The organism is Bacteroides faecichinchillae JCM 17102 (assembly GCF_000614145.1).
Lineage (GTDB): Bacteria > Bacteroidota > Bacteroidia > Bacteroidales > Bacteroidaceae > Bacteroides > Bacteroides faecichinchillae.
Window position 1 is genome coordinate 1 of the sequence record NZ_BAKK01000063.1, and the last position, 17,710, is coordinate 17,710.

9 protein-coding genes and 3 pseudogenes are annotated in these 17,710 nt (G+C 38.4%); 8 read left to right on the forward strand and 4 right to left on the reverse strand.

Translation table 11 applies throughout. The annotated features are described in order from the left end of the window. Positions 1–365: 365 nt before the first annotated feature. The 8 genes and pseudogenes from metG to JCM17102_RS19185 all read left to right on the forward strand — a co-directional run bounded on the left by metG (position 366) and on the right by JCM17102_RS19185 (position 9,727). A pseudogene (gene metG / locus JCM17102_RS28505) lies at positions 366–2,404 on the forward strand (methionine--tRNA ligase). A gap of 2 nt (positions 2,405–2,406) precedes the next feature. Next, entirely contained in the window at positions 2,407–3,852 is a 1,446-nt protein-coding gene (gene wzx, locus JCM17102_RS19155; RefSeq protein WP_025076333.1) for an O-glycosylation flippase, read from the forward strand. 7 nt (positions 3,853–3,859) lie between these two features. Next, positions 3,860–4,675, forward strand: coding sequence for an O-fucosyltransferase family protein (locus JCM17102_RS19160; protein WP_025076334.1), 816 nt, complete (start codon positions 3,860–3,862; stop codon positions 4,673–4,675). Positions 4,676–4,984: 309 nt separating this feature from the next. After that, a complete protein-coding gene (locus JCM17102_RS28510) occupies positions 4,985–5,584 on the forward strand; it encodes an alpha-1,2-fucosyltransferase (RefSeq protein ID WP_159106362.1) in 600 nt (199 codons plus the stop codon). A 5-nt stretch (positions 5,585–5,589) separates the two neighbouring features. Beyond that, positions 5,590–6,684 (forward strand): annotated as a pseudogene (locus tag JCM17102_RS28515) (glycosyltransferase WbsX family protein). Between the two features lie 43 nt (positions 6,685–6,727). Next, the gene (locus JCM17102_RS19175; protein WP_025076335.1) at positions 6,728–7,639 is read left to right on the forward strand and encodes a glycosyltransferase family protein; all 912 of its coding nucleotides are present in this window, start codon (positions 6,728–6,730) and stop codon (positions 7,637–7,639) included. 71 nt (positions 7,640–7,710) lie between these two features. Continuing rightward, on the forward strand, positions 7,711–8,976 hold the full coding sequence (locus tag JCM17102_RS19180; protein WP_025076336.1) for a glycosyltransferase family 4 protein: 1,266 nt from the start codon (positions 7,711–7,713) through the stop codon (positions 8,974–8,976). Next, positions 8,969–9,727, forward strand: a complete 759-nt coding sequence (locus tag JCM17102_RS19185; protein ID WP_025076337.1) for a glycosyltransferase family 2 protein — start codon at positions 8,969–8,971, stop codon at positions 9,725–9,727. Before JCM17102_RS19180 ends, JCM17102_RS19185 begins: the two co-directional genes overlap by 8 nt. 134 nt (positions 9,728–9,861) lie before the next feature. On the opposite strand, the gene JCM17102_RS19190 is transcribed toward JCM17102_RS19185, so the two are convergent. The 4 genes and pseudogenes from JCM17102_RS19190 to JCM17102_RS19205 all read right to left on the reverse strand — a co-directional run bounded on the left by JCM17102_RS19190 (position 9,862) and on the right by JCM17102_RS19205 (position 17,492). After that, positions 9,862–10,872 (reverse strand): DUF4973 domain-containing protein, encoded by a 1,011-nt coding sequence (locus tag JCM17102_RS19190; protein ID WP_025076338.1) that lies wholly within the window; start codon positions 10,870–10,872, stop codon positions 9,862–9,864. A 27-nt stretch (positions 10,873–10,899) separates the two neighbouring features. Then, positions 10,900–12,944, reverse strand: a pseudogene (locus JCM17102_RS28520) (RagB/SusD family nutrient uptake outer membrane protein). Between the two features lie 11 nt (positions 12,945–12,955). After that, the gene (locus JCM17102_RS19200) at positions 12,956–16,027 is read right to left on the reverse strand and encodes a SusC/RagA family TonB-linked outer membrane protein (RefSeq protein ID WP_025076339.1); all 3,072 of its coding nucleotides are present in this window, start codon (positions 16,025–16,027) and stop codon (positions 12,956–12,958) included. 28 nt (positions 16,028–16,055) lie between these two features. Further along, positions 16,056–17,492, reverse strand: a complete 1,437-nt coding sequence (locus JCM17102_RS19205; protein ID WP_025076340.1) for an IPT/TIG domain-containing protein — start codon at positions 17,490–17,492, stop codon at positions 16,056–16,058. Positions 17,493–17,710 lie beyond the last annotated feature (218 nt).

Below are 17,710 nucleotides of genomic sequence, written 5' to 3' on the forward strand. Positions count from 1 at the left end.
AATATCTATTTGTAAAATAATAGAAGCAATCCAATATTCAATCAATAGATTATATGCGTATTATTAGCTAAATAAATGTTTATAATTATTTACGCATAATAAGATCTTCATCTTTGCTTAATCAATAAAAATATGTTTCTTATTAAGCTTAACTACAATTGTAAACTTTGAATCTATATTTAGAACTCTCGGATTTATATTCGAAACTTTCAATTAAAGCCCTTCTTTCTTTAAAATATGAGACTTATTTCAATGATAAAAAAGTATTCTTCCCTTCGAAGACATCTAATGATGTCATATTTTCCTTATCTTTGCACTCTATTGTAATGCAATACATTATAGGAACAATAAATACATACTATAGAATGGAAAAGAAATTCAAAAGAACTACTGTCACATCGGCATTACCGTATGCTAACGGACCTGTCCACATTGGCCACTTGGCAGGTGTATATGTACCAGCAGATATCTATGTACGCTATTTGCGGTTGAAAAAAGAAGATGTACTTTTTATCGGAGGTTCAGACGAGCATGGAGTACCTATCACAATCCGGGCAAAGAAAGAAGGGATCACTCCGCAAGATGTGGTAGACCGCTATCATTCGCTCATTAAGCAGTCATTCAAAGAATTCGGTATCTCGTTTGATGTGTATAGCCGGACGACTTCGCCTACCCATCACCAACTAGCTTCCGATTTTTTCAAAACACTCTATAACAAAGGAGAATTTATCGAAAAAACTTCCGAACAATATTACGATGAAGAAGCTCACCAGTTTCTTGCTGACCGCTATATAACAGGAGAATGTCCTCATTGCCACGCAGAAGGTGCTTACGGTGACCAATGCGAAAAATGCGGTACTTCCCTCTCGCCAACAGATCTGATTAATCCTAAAAGTGCCATTAGCGGAAGTAAACCAGTCATGAAAGAAACCAAGCATTGGTATCTTCCTCTCGACAAACATGAAGGATGGTTGCGCCAATGGATTTTAGAAGATCATAAAGAATGGCGTCCAAACGTATATGGGCAGTGTAAGAGCTGGCTCGATATGGGGTTGCAGCACGTGCGGTGAGTCGTGATCTTGATTGGGGTATTCCCGTTCCTGTAGAAGGTGCAGAAGGCAAAGTATTGTATGTATGGTTTGATGCTCCTATCGGTTATATCTCCAACACGAAAGAACTTTTGCCGGATAGTTGGGAAACTTGGTGGAAAGACCCCGATACTCGTCTGGTTCATTTTATCGGAAAAGATAATATCGTGTTCCACTGTATTGTATTTCCTGCTATGTTGAAAGCGGAAGGTAGTTATATACTACCGGACAATGTTCCAAGCAACGAATTTCTGAATCTGGAAGGTGACAAGATCTCAACTTCACGAAACTGGGCAGTATGGTTGCATGAATACCTGATTGACTTTCCTGGTAAGCAAGATGTACTCCGTTATGTACTAACTGCCAATGCGCCCGAAACCAAAGACAATGATTTTACCTGGAAAGATTTCCAAGCACGTAATAATAATGAATTGGTAGCCGTTTATGGTAACTTTGTAAATCGTGCTATGGTACTGACCCAAAAATATTTTGACGGAAAGGTACCAGCTTGCGGTGAATTGACAGATTACGACAAAGATACATTGAAAGAATTTGCTGATGTAAAAGCAGAAGTTGAAAAATTGCTTGATGTTTTCAAATTCCGTGATGCACAGAAAGAAGCAATGAATCTGGCACGTATTGGTAATAAATATCTTGCTGATACTGAACCTTGGAAATTAGCCAAGACAGACATGGTACGTGTAGGAACCATCCTGAATATTGCTCTTCAACTGGTTGCCAACTTGGCTATTGCATTCGAACCATTCCTACCTTTTAGTTCGGAAAGACTGCGTCAGATGTTGAATATGGATAACTTTGATTGGGCTGAGCTAGGACGGAGTAATTTGCTTCCGGAAGGTCATCAGCTGAATAAGCCGGAATTACTCTTTGAGAAGATTGAAGATGCAACGATCGAGGCTCAGGTACAAAAATTACTTGATACAAAAAAAGCAAACGAAGAGGCTAACTATAAAGCAAATCCAATACGTCCGAACATCGAATTTGATGACTTCATGAAGTTAGATATTCGGGTAGGGACTATTCTTGAATGTCAGAAGGTACCTAAAGCAGACAAACTATTACAATTCAAGATTGACGACGGACTGGAAACTCGTACTATTGTATCAGGTATTGCCAAACACTATCAACCGGAAGAGTTGGTAGGCAAGCAAGTTTGCTTTATTGCCAATCTGGCTCCACGCAAGTTAAAAGGTATCGTTAGCGAAGGTATGATTCTAAGTGCCGAAAACAATGACGGTAGTCTGGCTGTGATCATGCCGGGACGTGAGGTGAAACCGGGTAGTGAAGTAAAATAAGCATGCCCGAACCGTCACTGAAGCAGAAAGCAGCAAAAGGAATATTCTGGGGAGGATTCAGCAGTGGACTACAGCAACTGTTGAGTGCCCTCTTCGGAATTGTTATTGCCCGTTTATTAGACAATACCGATTATGGAATGTACGGGGTACTCGCTATTTTCATTGCCATAGCCAGTACGCTTCAAGACAGTGGATTTGTAACAGCTTTAGTCAATAAACGAAATGTTACACAAGAAGACTACAATGCTGTATTTTGGTGCAGTTTAAGCATTGGAACGTCCATATATATCATATTCTTTTTCTGCGCTCCTTTCATTGCCGATTTCTTCAAGGCTCCTGAGCTTATATGGCTCTCCCGATATGTGTTTTTAGGTTTTCTGATGTCAAGTACCTCCGTTGTTCACAACGCATATTTTCTTCGTAACCTAATGATAAAACAGAGAGCAATGGCACAATTACCTGCTCTCATTATATCCGGTACGATAGGAATTATCATGGCATACAATGGGATGTCGTATTGGGGAATAGCAACACAAAATCTGGCATATATCGCTGTCATTAATCTCTGGTATTGGTACTTTTCCCCTTGGAGGCCCACTTTTCACATTGATTTCCGACCACTAAAAGACATTTTCGGTTTCAGCAGCAAAATACTCATTACAAGCATTTTCCAACAAATTAATAACAATCTTGTATCAACTATACTCGGTGCATTTTACACTAAGGCAGAGGTGGGTAACTACACACAATCCAGTAAGTGGAATTACATGGGATACAATGCGATAGAGGGAATGATAAGTAGCGTAGCACAGCCCGTTCTGAGAGAAGTTGCCGATGACCCAGGACGACAACAAAACGTATTTCGTAAAATGTTGCGTTTCACTTCTTTTCTATCTTTTCCTGCTATGTTTGGTCTGGCGTTGATAGCCAAAGAATTTATCATTATTACCATTACTGACAAGTGGCTGTCTTGTGTGCCTATACTGCAAATTCTTTGTGTATGGGGAGCGTTTATGCCCGTTATCTCTTTGTATTCCAGACTGATTCTCAGCAATGGGAAGCCTAATATATTTATGTGGAACTCAATCTTGTTGTGTGTCCTGCAACTTATTATCATGTTACTTGCTTATCCGTATGGGATCCATGTCATGTTGATACTGTTTGTTGTGCTTAACATTATTTGGCTGGGTGTATGGCAATATTTTATATGGCAAGAAATACGTCTCAGTCTGTGGAACGCACTGAAAGACACCGTACCTTTTGCCGGAATTGCAGCTACTACTATGATAGCTACTTACTATATAACGATAGAAATCAACAATATCTATCTCATGCTAATTACAAAAATAGGACTGGCAGTCGCTATCTATTCGCTGATCATGTGGTTTAGTAAAGTGACCATTTTCAAAGAGAGTATAAAATACCTATCCGGACGTTCTAAAAAATAAAAGATATATGGATAAATTAACTCTAATTCCCATTGGAGGACTTGCTAACAGAATATACGCAATCACTTCTGCCATAGCATATTGTCAAGCACACTCTATTCCATTAAAAATAGTATGGTTCAAGGATTGGGGAATGGGAGCTGATTTCCATTCTCTATTCAAGCTTTCACCTACAATCAAAGATGTGGAAATAAAAGATGGCAAATGGTATGATTACCTGATGCTTGATAAGCCACGTCGTAAAAACTTCTGGTTTCCAATCCTTTGGCAAATGATAGCTTTCGATTATCGTATTTACGAAAAGGATATCTACAGATATAAAAATCCGCAGGACATCTTTACTGATTTTGAAAAAGGTAAGTTTGTCTACCTCGTTCATTTGGCAAAGTTTTATGATGTTCCCGATATGTTGAAAGCTGTTGAACCTAATAAACAGATAAAAGCCCGAATCATGGAACGTATAAAAAACTTCCCGGACTATACTGTTGGGGTACATATCAGGCGGACCGATAATATTGCTTCTATTCAGCATAGTCCTCTTACTTTTTTCATTGAAAACATGGAAAAAGAGATCAGACTCCATCCGAAAGTTGCTTTTTATGTGGCTACTGACTCGGAAGAAGACAAAGCACGACTGAAAGAGCAGTTCAAAGAACGCATTATTACTTCTCCTTACAAAGCAGATCGTTCAACGAGTGAAGGGATTATTGAGACAATCACAGAAATGTATGCATTGAAATCTACTCAAAAGATATACGGCTCTTATCGTAGTAGCTACTCTATACTTGCCGCCGATCTTTCGAATATTCCACTTATTATTTAAGTTTATGAAACAGATTGTTGCCATACAGAATGGATTGGGAAACCAGATGTTCGATTATGCATTTTATCTGGCGTTGAAGAGAATCTATCCTAAAGCAGAATAACGACTTATCTGTTTGCCAGACGATGTGACCATAACGGACTGGAGATAGACAAAATATTCTCGCTTCCTCTATCGGAACAAATACGGGACCGTATTTTGATGAGAATATACAGGAAGTTATATTATCTAAGTAAGAAACAGACCTTCAAAGGTATATTTGGCAGATATATCTTAAAGCTTCTTTATAATCTCCATATGGGGTTATGTATGGAGAAGCCCGAAATACCTTATCAAGGTGCACAATCCTATATTTGGAATAGAAAATACAAGGTATTTTGGGGAGGGTGGATGTCCGAAAAATGGTTTTTACCTATAAAAGAAGAGATACGAAAATGCTTTTCATTCGACTTACAGAAACTATCTCCAAAATCTGCCAAACTGTTGGAAGAACTTTCGCAAACAGAGACTAACAGTATATCTATTCATGTGCGTCGGGGAGATTATCTGAAGAATCCACAATATTTCGATATCTGCAACACCGTTTATTATCGGAAAGCTATCGGACTTATCAAGGAAAAAACCGATAATGCCCGGTTTTATGTATTTTCTGATGATATACAATGGGTAAAGGAGAATCTTGAACTTCCCCAAAATACAGTTTATGTGAATTGGAATATGAAAACTGACTCCTGGCAGGACATGTGTCTGATGTCACACTGCCGGCATCATATTATTGCTAATAGTACATTCAGTTGGTGGGGTGCATGGCTGAACAAGAACGAGAAGAAAATTGTAATCTGTCCCAAGATGTTTTCGCGGACAGAGAACCTCGTAAACGTCATGCCTGATGAATGGATCAAAATATAAAGAATATGGAAGAGAAGGAAATTCGTGTCATTGCATTTTATTTGCCGCAATTCCATCCCACGCCCGAAAACGATCAATGGTGGGGAAAAGGATTTACGGAATGGACTAACGTAGGCAAGGCAAAGCCTTTATTCCGCGGGCACTATCAGCCACGAGTTCCCGCTGATTTAGGATATTATGACTTGAGAGTATCGGAAACTCGCGTCGAACAAGCAGAAATGGCAAGAAAATATGGAATAGAAGGATTTTGTTACTGGCATTATTGGTTTGGTAATGGTCGCCAACTTCTTCAACGTCCCTTTCAGGAAGTACTTGCATCTGGACAGCCTGACTTTCCCTTCTGCCTTTCCTGGGCTAATCATAGTTGGGAAGATAAACAGTTCAGTAAGGAGGGTACACACAAAATGCTAATGGAGCAGTTATATCCAGGTGAAACGGATGAAATAGCTCACTTTAACTATCTACTTCCTGCATTCAAAGATCATCGCTACATACGGTCGATGACAAACCTGTATTTATGGTATATGCACCTTTCAGTCTTCCTGACGCGAAACGTTTTATCCGTTTGTGGCAGAGACTTGCCCAAGATAATGGTTTGAAAGGTATTCACTTTATCGGTCAGACCAATAATGCCGGAGATGTACAGACATTGAAAGATATGGGATTTGATGCTGTGAATATTGTCAGACTATTCGATTTCTTTAAACAGAATTACTCTATATTTGAGAAAATACACATGAAAATCATGCGCATAGTCTTCAAAAAAGGACGTATCATTGAATATGCCAAAGCAGCAAAGTTCTTTTCTGGAAATGAAGATCGGCAAGTTGATTGTTATCCGACTATTATCTAATTGGGATCATTCTCCGCGGTCAGGACGTTTGGGGCATATTCTTGTCCATTCTACTCCGGAGAAGTTTAAAAAACACGTACTTCAATCCTTCTCTAATGTTGTACATAAACCTGCTGATAAACGTCTAGTGTTTCTCAAATCTTGGAATGAATGGGCAGAAGGGAATTACATAGAGCCTGATTTAAAGTTTGGTTTGTCCTATCTTGAAGCACTTAAAGAAGCAATCGAAGAAATCAATTCTAAATAAATTAAGATTCATAATGAATGAACTTATAAATAAACAATAAGTTATGATTCAAGCACCAATTTTGCTATTTGTATACAATCGCCCTATTCATACACAACAGACTGTCATTTCCTTATTAAGGAATGAACTGGCAGCTGAAAGCCCGTTGTATATCTATTCCGACGCCGCCAAAACAAATGCTGATCAAAACGCAGTGGAAGAAACTCGTAATTTTGTTCGTCAAATAACAGGCTTTGCATCTGTTACTGTTATCGAACGAAGCGAGAATTGGGGATTAGCCCGCAACATCATCGACGGAGTAACTACACAAGTGAATCATTTTGGTCGTGTCATCGTATTGGAAGACGATCTGATTGTAGCTCCTTATTTTTTGCAGTTTATGAATGATGCACTCGAAACTTATAAAGACGAACCACGCGTCGGACACATCCAAGCTTGCGATTTCACTAATGATTCTTCTTTACCAGATACTTTCCTTATTAAGTTTACCGGAAGCTGGGGTTGGGCAACTTGGGATAGAGCTTGGAAATATTTCAATCCAGACGGAGAAGTACTACTGAAAAAAATGGAAGAACGAAAACTAACATATAAATTTGATTTCAACGGTAATTACCCATTTACGCGAATGTTACGCCGTCAAATTGAAGGGAAAAATAATTCCTGGGCAATTCGTTGGAATGCAAGTTTGTTTCTGAACGATATACTTTCCGTAAATGTAGGCCGTTCCTTAGTACAAAACAATGGATTCGATGGAAGTGGAACCAATTGTGGAGGAGGAAATCTATACCAGTCATCTCTTTGGCTCCAACCGCTACCCGTAGAACATCTGCATCCAATCGAGGAAAATCAACAGGCACGCGATGTCTTTGCCCGTTATTATCATCGCACCAATTGTTTTATGGCAAAGGCTATACGGCGATTAAAACGAACATTAAAAGGAGATTTTAGCGCTTAAAAAGAAGCTGTTTGCCAAGAAATACATACTTTTGCAAAAAGTTTCTTTTCCACGATAGTAAATGATAGGGCATGAGAATACTGATTATCAATACTTCCGAACGAATAGGTGGGGCTGCTGTCGCTGCTAGTCGGTTAATGGAGTCGTTAAAAAACAACGGCATTAAAGCAAAAATGCTAGTACGTGACAAACAGACTGATCAAATCAGTGTTGTCGGTCTAAAGCGTAATTGGCTGCATGTATGGAAGTTTATTTGGGAACGCATCGTTATTTGGAAAGCCAATTGCTTTAAGAAAAACAATCTATTTGCCGTAGATATTGCTAATACCGGAACAGACATTACTTCTCTCCCTGAATTTCAGCAAGCAGATGTTATCCATTTACATTGGATTAACCAAGGAATGTTGTCGCTTAAGAATATTCATGAAATACTGAAATCCGGCAAGCCGATAGTCTGGACTATGCACGACATGTGGCCTTGTACAGGTATTTGCCATCATTCGCGCGAATGTACGAACTATGAAACAGAGTGTCATCATTGCCCCTTTATCTGTGGAGGAAAAAGAAAGAAGGATTTATCCACCCGTACTTTCCGAAAAAAGAAAGAAATATATAATACGACTTCTATCACTTTTGTAGCTTGTAGCAGATGGCTTGAAGAGAGAGCTAAAACCAGCACATTATTATCCGGTCAAACTGTTACATCTATTCCGAACCCGATTAATATTAATCTGTTCAAACCTCGAAATATGCAGGAAGCTCGTAACAAATGTCGACTACCTCAAGACCGTAAATTAATGTTATTTGGCTCCGTAAAGATCACAGATAAACGAAAAGGAATTGATTATTTGATTGAATCATGCAGAATATTGGTAGAGAAACATCCGGAATGGAAAAAATCGTTGGGAGTAGTAGTATTTGGAAACCAGTCACAAGAGCTACAAAGTCTGCTTCCTTTCCGTGTCTACCCACTCCCTTTCATTAAAAATGAGCATGAGCTTGTTGATATATACAATGCAGTAGACATTTTTGTTACTCCTTCTCTTGAAGAAAATCTTCCAAATATGATTATGGAAGCAATGGCGTGCGGTGTACCTTGTGTCGGATTCAATATCGGTGGTATTCCTGAAATGATTGACCATCTGCACAACGGTTATTTGGCACAATATAAGTCTTCGGAAGATTTTGCTAACGGTATTCAATGGATACTGACAGAACCGGAATATGATGAACTCTCTGAACAGGCCTGTCGAAAAGCCGTAGCTAACTATTCTGAAAGTACTATAGCTAAAAAATACACAGATATTTATAACAAAATAACAGGAAAGTATGCATAATGGTCATCCAACGCCTAAATTCTCGATTATCACTGTAACTTATAACGCCGAGAAAGTATTGGAGGATACAATTCAGAGTGTTATTTCGCAGACATACCATTGCGTGGAATATATTATTGTGGACGGAGCTTCCAAAGATGGAACTTTATCTATAATAGATAAATATCGTTCACAAATACATACTGTTATTAGTGAACCGGACAAAGGATTGTATGATGCTATGAACAAAGGAATATCGTTTGCTACCGGAGATTATCTTTGTTTCCTTAATGCCGGAGATTGTTTTCATAAAGACGATATCTTGCAGCAAATAGTACATACGATTAATGGAAATGAACTTCCTGATATTTTATACGGTGAAACAGCAATTGTAGATATCGAAAGGCATTTCGTGCATATGCGTCGGTTATCCACTCCTGAAAGACTGAATTGGAAAAGTTTCAAACAAGGCATGTTAGTTTGTCATCAAGCTTTTTTTGCTAAGCGCACATTAGTCGGACCATATGATCTAAAATTTCGCTATTCTGCTGACTTCGATTGGTGCATACGTGCCATGAAGAAAGCACATAGCTTACACAATACTCACTTGACTATTATCAACTATTTGGAGGAAGGGCTTACAACTAAGAACCATAAAGCTTCTTTAAAAGAGCGTTTCCGTATTATGACCAAGCATTATGGTTTATTTAGCACTGTGATATATCATGCTTGGTTTGTGATAAGAATGATTATACATCGTAATAAGATATAATCTTCTTTATTTGTTTCTTCTTCGCATTATCGCTCATTAAATATTTGGATAAAAAAATCAGAGGATGCCCGCGGAAAATCGAGAGCATCCTCTTTTTAATTATACATGAAACTATACTAATGTATAAGAATAAACTACCATTGAATAGCCTGATCTTCGTCTGGTATCAGTGTATTAATTGAACGCTGCATTGTCATACTACCAACGACACGATAAGCTAATGGATTAAATTGGTCTGAGGTGACATCTGTATAATAATAATTTAAATACATCACTGTAGTATGTAATTCTATATATGGTTTTGTTGGATGTGGCTCCACACTTCTTCTGTATGTACAGTTACCAAACGAACTAATCTGTGCTTCGTTAGCAGCATCACCAGCTTTAACGGTCAATGGACCGGTGATTACCCCATCCTCATCCTTTGTACCTTCACCAAATTCAACAACCACTTTATATTTGTCACGATGTTCATCTTCTTCCCACCAAGTTCCAGCATAGAAAAAAACTGATTTATCGTCTACTACACGAACAGTCCGAGTACTTGTTGTTGCAGGATCATTATTACTTTCTCCCAAATATACATTCATACCTGATGAAGAGTATGTGCCCGAATAATCATTAAAAAGATGAATATTCAATAGAGCCTTATAATATCCTTTACGAACATTTTGTGCATATGAAGGATCTTTATCAATCATCAGTGGAAGTACCCATTTCTCATTCAAATCCAATCCTTCTAAATGAAAATCGATATCATAAGTCTGAACATTCTTTCCAGCTGGAATATGACAAACATTTTCCGTTGGGAATGAATAAAAACGTTCGGGTAATTGTTTGTACCACAAGTCTCTACGGTCCAAATATTTTTCCTGATTTAAACGATTAAGCGTATCATTATCTACACTGATTTTCACATCAATATCCCGTTCATTATCTTGAGAGCCACTAACAATTACTGGTAGTTGGAATGCACCGCTGCCATCAGACTGATAACGTACGTAAATATCATGCACTCCGTTACTTCCTATCGGTGCTTTGAACGAAATCATTTCACGATATAGCTCTTCATTCCATTCATCGTTGCATGAATTAAATAAGGTACATGCGCATAGCATGATTCCTAAAATATATACTTTTTTCATATTACTTCATTATTTATGTTATATCGCTTAGTCATAATCCTGCCATCCTGGAGCTTGGGTCATATTCTTATTCCGTTTCAGTTCATCATAATTCATGGGCCAGAAGTATTGCTTCCGAGAGAAAGCGGTCTGGACTCCAGCCACCCGAACTGGTGTATAGAACGCCTCAGCATGTGTCTTATCCATCATTACATTGCAACCGTAAATCTGTCCTCCTTCATGTTCCGGTGCAATCTTCCAACGGCGTACATCATAGTAACGTTGGCTTTCTGCAAAGAACTCAATCTGGCGTTCATGTACGATTTTATTAAAGAATGCATCACGATTACCGTATACATCGTCATCATAATCAGCACTCCGGCACGCATACGGACAGGCTTCACACCACGACGCATCTGTTCCACATCACGGCTAATGGTATATGTTGTACTTTCATCCCAAGAAGGAATTTCATAAGTAGTTGTCAAATTATTCAATGCTTCTGCATAAGAAAGCAGGATATCTGCATAACGGAGAGCAGGTTCCACTTTCTCAACAATCGATCCACCATATGATGCACAGTCGGATGGATGAACATACTTCTTTATGCCAATACCAGTGACTAACCAACGCTCAGTTCCATTGGAACGCCCGTCTGTGTCACCACGATAATACCATACTTGCTTATTTATAATCTTCTCGGATCCGGTACCTGTAGCACTTGTACAATTCCATCTTGCTCCGTTATAACCAACAGATGCATAAAAACGAGGTTCACGATTAGCATATCCCATCCAAATCCCCTCTTCCAAATTATCATATGGATGAAGGGCTTTGTTATCTTTATTAGTAAAACCTGTCAGTCCGGTTGTACGGTCGTATGGTTTTCCATCTGCCATATCATAAGCATCACATTGCTTCATTGTCATTGAGTGAATATTCCAACCACCAATGGATGACGGCATCTGATGCTTAGCCATGTCTGCTACATCACACCAGTCTACCAAATAATCATGGTCAGCTCCACCGTCATTTACAACACGACTAAATATTATTTCCGGATTATTATATAAAAAGACCTCTCCGTTAAACAATGAACGATAGGAGTCGAATGGATCAATATCTGACCATCCTTCAGGGAAAGGCTTATCTGAGTACTTTTCATTATACGGAGGTTCAATAGTCTTCGGATAAGAATAATCACCTGCAACCGCAGTTTCCCGTTTCTTAATTGTAAAAAGTTTATACCAACCGCCTTCTATCACATCTCTAGCCGCTGCTGCTGCTTTTGCCCATTTAGACTCATCATATTCTTGTGGAATCAAAATACGTCCACTCTTATCTGTGAAATCAGCCATTTCAGTGTTACCATTAGCTAATGGACTAGCTCCATAAAGATAGACTTTAGCACGTACTGCTAAAGCAGCCCCACGAGTAGGACGTGCAAGATTCAAGTTATCTCGTTTCTCTGGTAACTCTTTTGCGGCTTGCTTCATTTCTTCCGCAATAAACTCCACACATTCATCATATGTATTACGCGGGTAACTTAATTCATCGTAAGATTTAGTGTAATCAACCCCTTCAGTTGGTAATAAAGGAATTGGACCATATCTTCTTAACAACATCCAATAAAAATAAGCGCGCAGAAAACGTGCCTGCCCTTTTACATCAAGAATCTCTTCCGGAGTAAAGTCCTGATTGGCATCTACTTTATTGATCAAAACAGTCGCTTGATAGATAGCCGCATATGACCATTTCCAAGCATTCTGGTAGTAACCGCTGTATGAATAACCATACCCAATTTCTCCCAGTTTATAAGCCTTATAACGGCCGTACGTCTCACTGAACACTTGATCATCCGCAAAATTCTGGGGACAGAAACGAGAATGTCCAACTTCTACATTATCACCTTGCAATCGGCAATAGCAATAAGCTAACCATTGTAATGTATATGTATCGTCAGCGAATATTTTATCTTCCGATTGTGTATCTCTAAAATGTTTTTCCACATTTAAATAATCGGAACAAGAAGTGAAGAACAGTCCGCAAGTAATAACTGCCACTCCTAATATTAAACATATTTTTCTCTTCATAGTATTCTATTTTATAAATTAACGGTTAATCCTATTGTATAGGTTCTAGATAAAGGATATTTCTCTCCTGTTCCGCTTCCCATTTCAGGATCCCACAGTTTGAAACTGGAGAATGTCAGTAAATTAGTTCCCATAAGATAGATTCGTACTTTATTTAGATATAAACTTCTTGTCCATTGTGTAGGTAATGTATAACCTAATTCCAAATTCTTCAGACGGAGATAAGAGCCGTCACGCATCCAATAAGTAGAAGTACGGTAATTGTTACTATTTCCTCCAAAAGTAAGACGAGGATATTTTGCATTAGGATCTTCGTTAGTACCTAATGACCAATAATTACCTACTACATCGGTTAGGATATTACCCCAATATTGTTGGCTAAGAGGATAAGCCACTGATCCATAAAGCGCGAAAGAGGACTTTCCTGCTCCTTGGAAATGTAAATTGAAATCGAATCCTTTCCATTGAGCCGACAAACCGAAACCATAAATCAGGTTGGGCCTGGTTGTGGCTCCAATAGGCACCTCATCGTTACTGTCAATCACTCCATCGCCATTTACATCCTTATATTTAATATCACCCGGAGCTACATCTCCAAATGTTTGCTTTGGGCTATTGCGGATATCATCATAGTCTACAAATAATCCTTCTGCGATTAATCCTCTCAACTGATCTACACGAAAACCTTGGTTTCTTTTGTAATCAAAATGACTATAAGCTTCATCATATTCTTTGATCTCATTCTTACTATAAGTCATATTTGCACGGAAAGTCAAAGCAACATCTCCTATCTTTTGATTATAAGCAACATTTCCATCAAAACCTCTTGATAAAACAGATCCTACATTAGCATATGGAGAATACTCCAACAATCCAGTACTATAGGGTAAAAAAGTACGTTTCATGTAAATCCCATCACGTTGTTCATGGAAGTAATCTACAGTACCACTAAACTTATCATTGAATAGAGAGAAATCAACTCCTACGTCATGTTTCTTTGCAACTTCCCAAGTAATGCCGGTTGAGGCGAAGTTACTGTACGTCAATCCTTGATAGAAGGCTCCAGTAGAACTATTAGTACCTATATCTCCATAATAATAGCCATATTTATCTTCTGTTTTATAGGTTGACAAATAAGGGAAACGTGATGATAAATAGTCATTACCTACCTTACCATATGAATAACGGAGTTTGAACATATTCATCCACTTGAGGTTATTTTTAATAATAGGTTCTTCCGCAATATTCCATGCCACAGAATAAGCTGGGAAGAAACCGAATTGGTGTCCTGTAGCAAAGTTTTCTGAGCCATTGTAACCAAAGTTAAAATCGAAGAAATAACGATATTTCCATCCGTAAGTAAAACGCCCAGCCAATCCCTGATGACGACGCTCGATAGCTTGAATTGCGTTTTTTTCAAAGTTTTCAGATGTATTTACTGTCTTATCTTGTGAATATTTCATAACTCCACCTACTATATGGTCACCAAAAGTACGGTTGTAATGTAATTCAGCTTCCAAATATTCCTTTCGGTCACCGGTTGCATGTGGATTAACTACCATCAACTGTTCAGATACTACCTTATCATATTCTAACTTTCCTTCAGCATTTCGTTTATTTTGTGCCTTCCACATATCAGGCCATTTAATATGTGAGTTAGTGTTATAGGTATTAGTATCATATCCGAATCGTCCGTAGAATTTCAATCCTTCAGTGATAAACTTTAAGTCTTGTTCTAAATTAACAGTAGTTTGAATTTTATTATTCCACTTTTCTGCATATCCCATTTGGGTAACCAAGAACCATGGGTTTATCTGGTTACCTGTTCCCTGTGCAGCCCACTTCCCATCTTTATATTTCACCGGAGTAGCAATAGGATTGTATGAGAGCGCAGAAATCCAAATTTGACTGGCTGATCCTCCCGGCTGGTTCTGTTTGTCCAAAGAACCGGATACACCAACTTTCAACAAGGTCGTTTTTGTCAGATTCAAATCAATATTCATACGATAGTTCCAACGGCGATAGTTCGCATTGGTATTATATTCTTTCAATCCTTCATCTGTTTTATACATACCGCCTTCGTCTACGTAACTCGCAGAAACGAAATAACGTGCAGTAGTACCACCACCACTCAAATCGACTGTAGCACGATAGATAGGAGCACCTTTCTTAAGAATCAGATTCATCCAATCTACATTCGGGAATAATTCCGGATCAAGTCCGTTACGAAAAAGTTCTACGTCTTCAGCTGAATAAGGAGCAGGTTTGCTACGTGTAGTAAAAGCCTCATTTACCATATTAACATAAGTAACACCATCTACAAATTCCGGGGTCTTGGTACGTGTACTATAAGATGTTTCAACCTTTACGTTTACCTTTGTCTTACCCTCTTTTCCTCGCTTGGTAGTGATTAATACAACTCCATTCGCACCTCGAGAACCATAAATAGCTGTTGCAGAAGCATCTTTCAATACAGAAAATGTTTCAATGTCTTCTACATTCACTTCGTTCAAGTCACGTTCGAACCCGTCTACTAAAACCAAGGCACTAGATCCTGCTCCAAAAGTGGAAATACCACGGATCCAGAATTCGGAGATATTATCACCCGGCTGGCCGGAAGTCTGGCGCGCTAAGATGCCTGGTACATTTCCAGCCAAAGCATTTGTGATGCTAGAGGAAGGCGTCCTCAATTGAGACACATCTACTGTAGTTACTGCACCGGTTACAGTAATCTTTTTCTGTGCACCCGTACCTGTAACAGTAACTTCATCCAATACATTATTTTCATCCTCTTTCATGACAACGTCAATCACTCTCTTATCTTTTACCAATACTTCTTTTGATTGGAATCCTACATAAGAAAAAATTAATGTGGAATAATCCGGTACTTTTATTTTATATTTACCATTAATATCAGTCATCACACCAAATCCAGGCATGTTTTTCACAGTAATGTTTACACCTATAAGAGGCTCTTTGTTTACATCAGTAACGATTCCTGTTACTTCTATTTGTTGTTCCTGTGCATAGGAAGCGCTGATACATCCTATCACCAACAAAAACAGTAAGAATATTTTTTTCATATTAAATATGTTTTTATAGTATATAGTATTATTCAGTTCTTAGATAACGAACACAGCGATTTCCAGTATCACCGATATAGAATGTTTCTTCCTCTTCATCATACGTTATAGATTTCGGACTGTTGAAACGAGCTTCATGCAATGGTTCTCCATCAATATATCCATTGTAAGCATTGTCTGCAGTGTAATTACTACGTCCCGCAACAATGGAAGCAATACCTTCGGGAGTAATCTTCCAGATACAGTGTCCAAGTTGATCTGCGATATAAAAATCATAAACATCTTCTTTACCTTCCTGCACATACTTGGGGTTCTTTACAAAGTCACCACACCAAGGTAGTCCAAAACGAGCCAATGAGCCTACTCCTTCTCTTAGGTCTCCCGCAGAGCCACCATAAGAAGATCCTGCAACAAGTGTGGGACTTACCAGCGTTTTAGCAACAGGATCATAGTCACTTTTATAAATACCGCCATCATAACGGCTAAATACATAAACAAATTTTCCACTCGGATGTACCTTCATTTTTATTTGGCGACCTGCACTTTTGAGAAAATCAAAACAAACAGTTGAGCTCTTATCTATCACTGGAACTCCACTATTACGTACAAGTTTCATAATAGATCCACCTGTATAAGTGGTAAAGAAAACAGTACCATCCGGCATATATGCTATAGCATAAGTACATGAAGCATAAGAATATGGACGTAACTTTTGGAAATTCTCTGAGCGTAATAAATAATGGATGTTAGGCATTGAAACATCACCTAGATTACCCTTACCATTATCATCAGCAATCAATAATGTATCACCGTCTGCCGAGAAAGTAAAAGTTTGCATTTTCGGAGATCGTGAACCTTTATAAATCGTTTTTACCTCCTGTTTTGTCAAATTAATCATACGGATACCTTCACTTCCATCCGTAAAACTAGACGTAAATATTATTTTGTCTCCACCATCAGGTTTGGGATCAAACATCATCCAGTCAGACCTTGGAATTCCGGCACCTTCAGAAAAAGCACCATCTTGGAACGGAGCAGCACCAGTTTCTGAATTATAATTTCTCAATAATGTTCCGACTACTACTTGAGACTTGTAATCAAAACGCTCTTCAAATGCATAATCTGCAACAACATTACCATCTTTGTCATTAATGACAATTTTAATGTCACCGTCGTAAGCACGTGCCGGAAGCATGCAATGTATCTTCGAACCATCGCTTGCGATAACCGGTGTCTTTTGTCCTCCTATCGTCACATGAATTTTGCTTTCGTCTGTACCAAAATTTGAGCCCGTAATATACATTCGAGTACGTACCCCTCCCTCTTTGGGAGTAAAGTCTGTAAACTCCACCGGCTTTGAGGGATCGCAAGGTTTGTAATCCCATACGCTAGGATCCTTGAAATCGTCTTTGCAGCCGACCGCAAACAAACAGCACATAAGTGCTACAATCAAGTGCTTATTCATAAAATTAAATAATTAAAAAGGTTAATAAAAACATATTTATTACACAATATATGCTTACAATTTTACTATTCTTTAGAAACAACAAACTATTTTATCCTACTAATTGAATTTCGTTTAAATACATTCAATTCTACCGATACGTTTTACACATTTGATGACTTCAAACCGGATTCAGAAAGGATTTACAGCGTATCCAGTGTCCTTTTATCTCCAACATG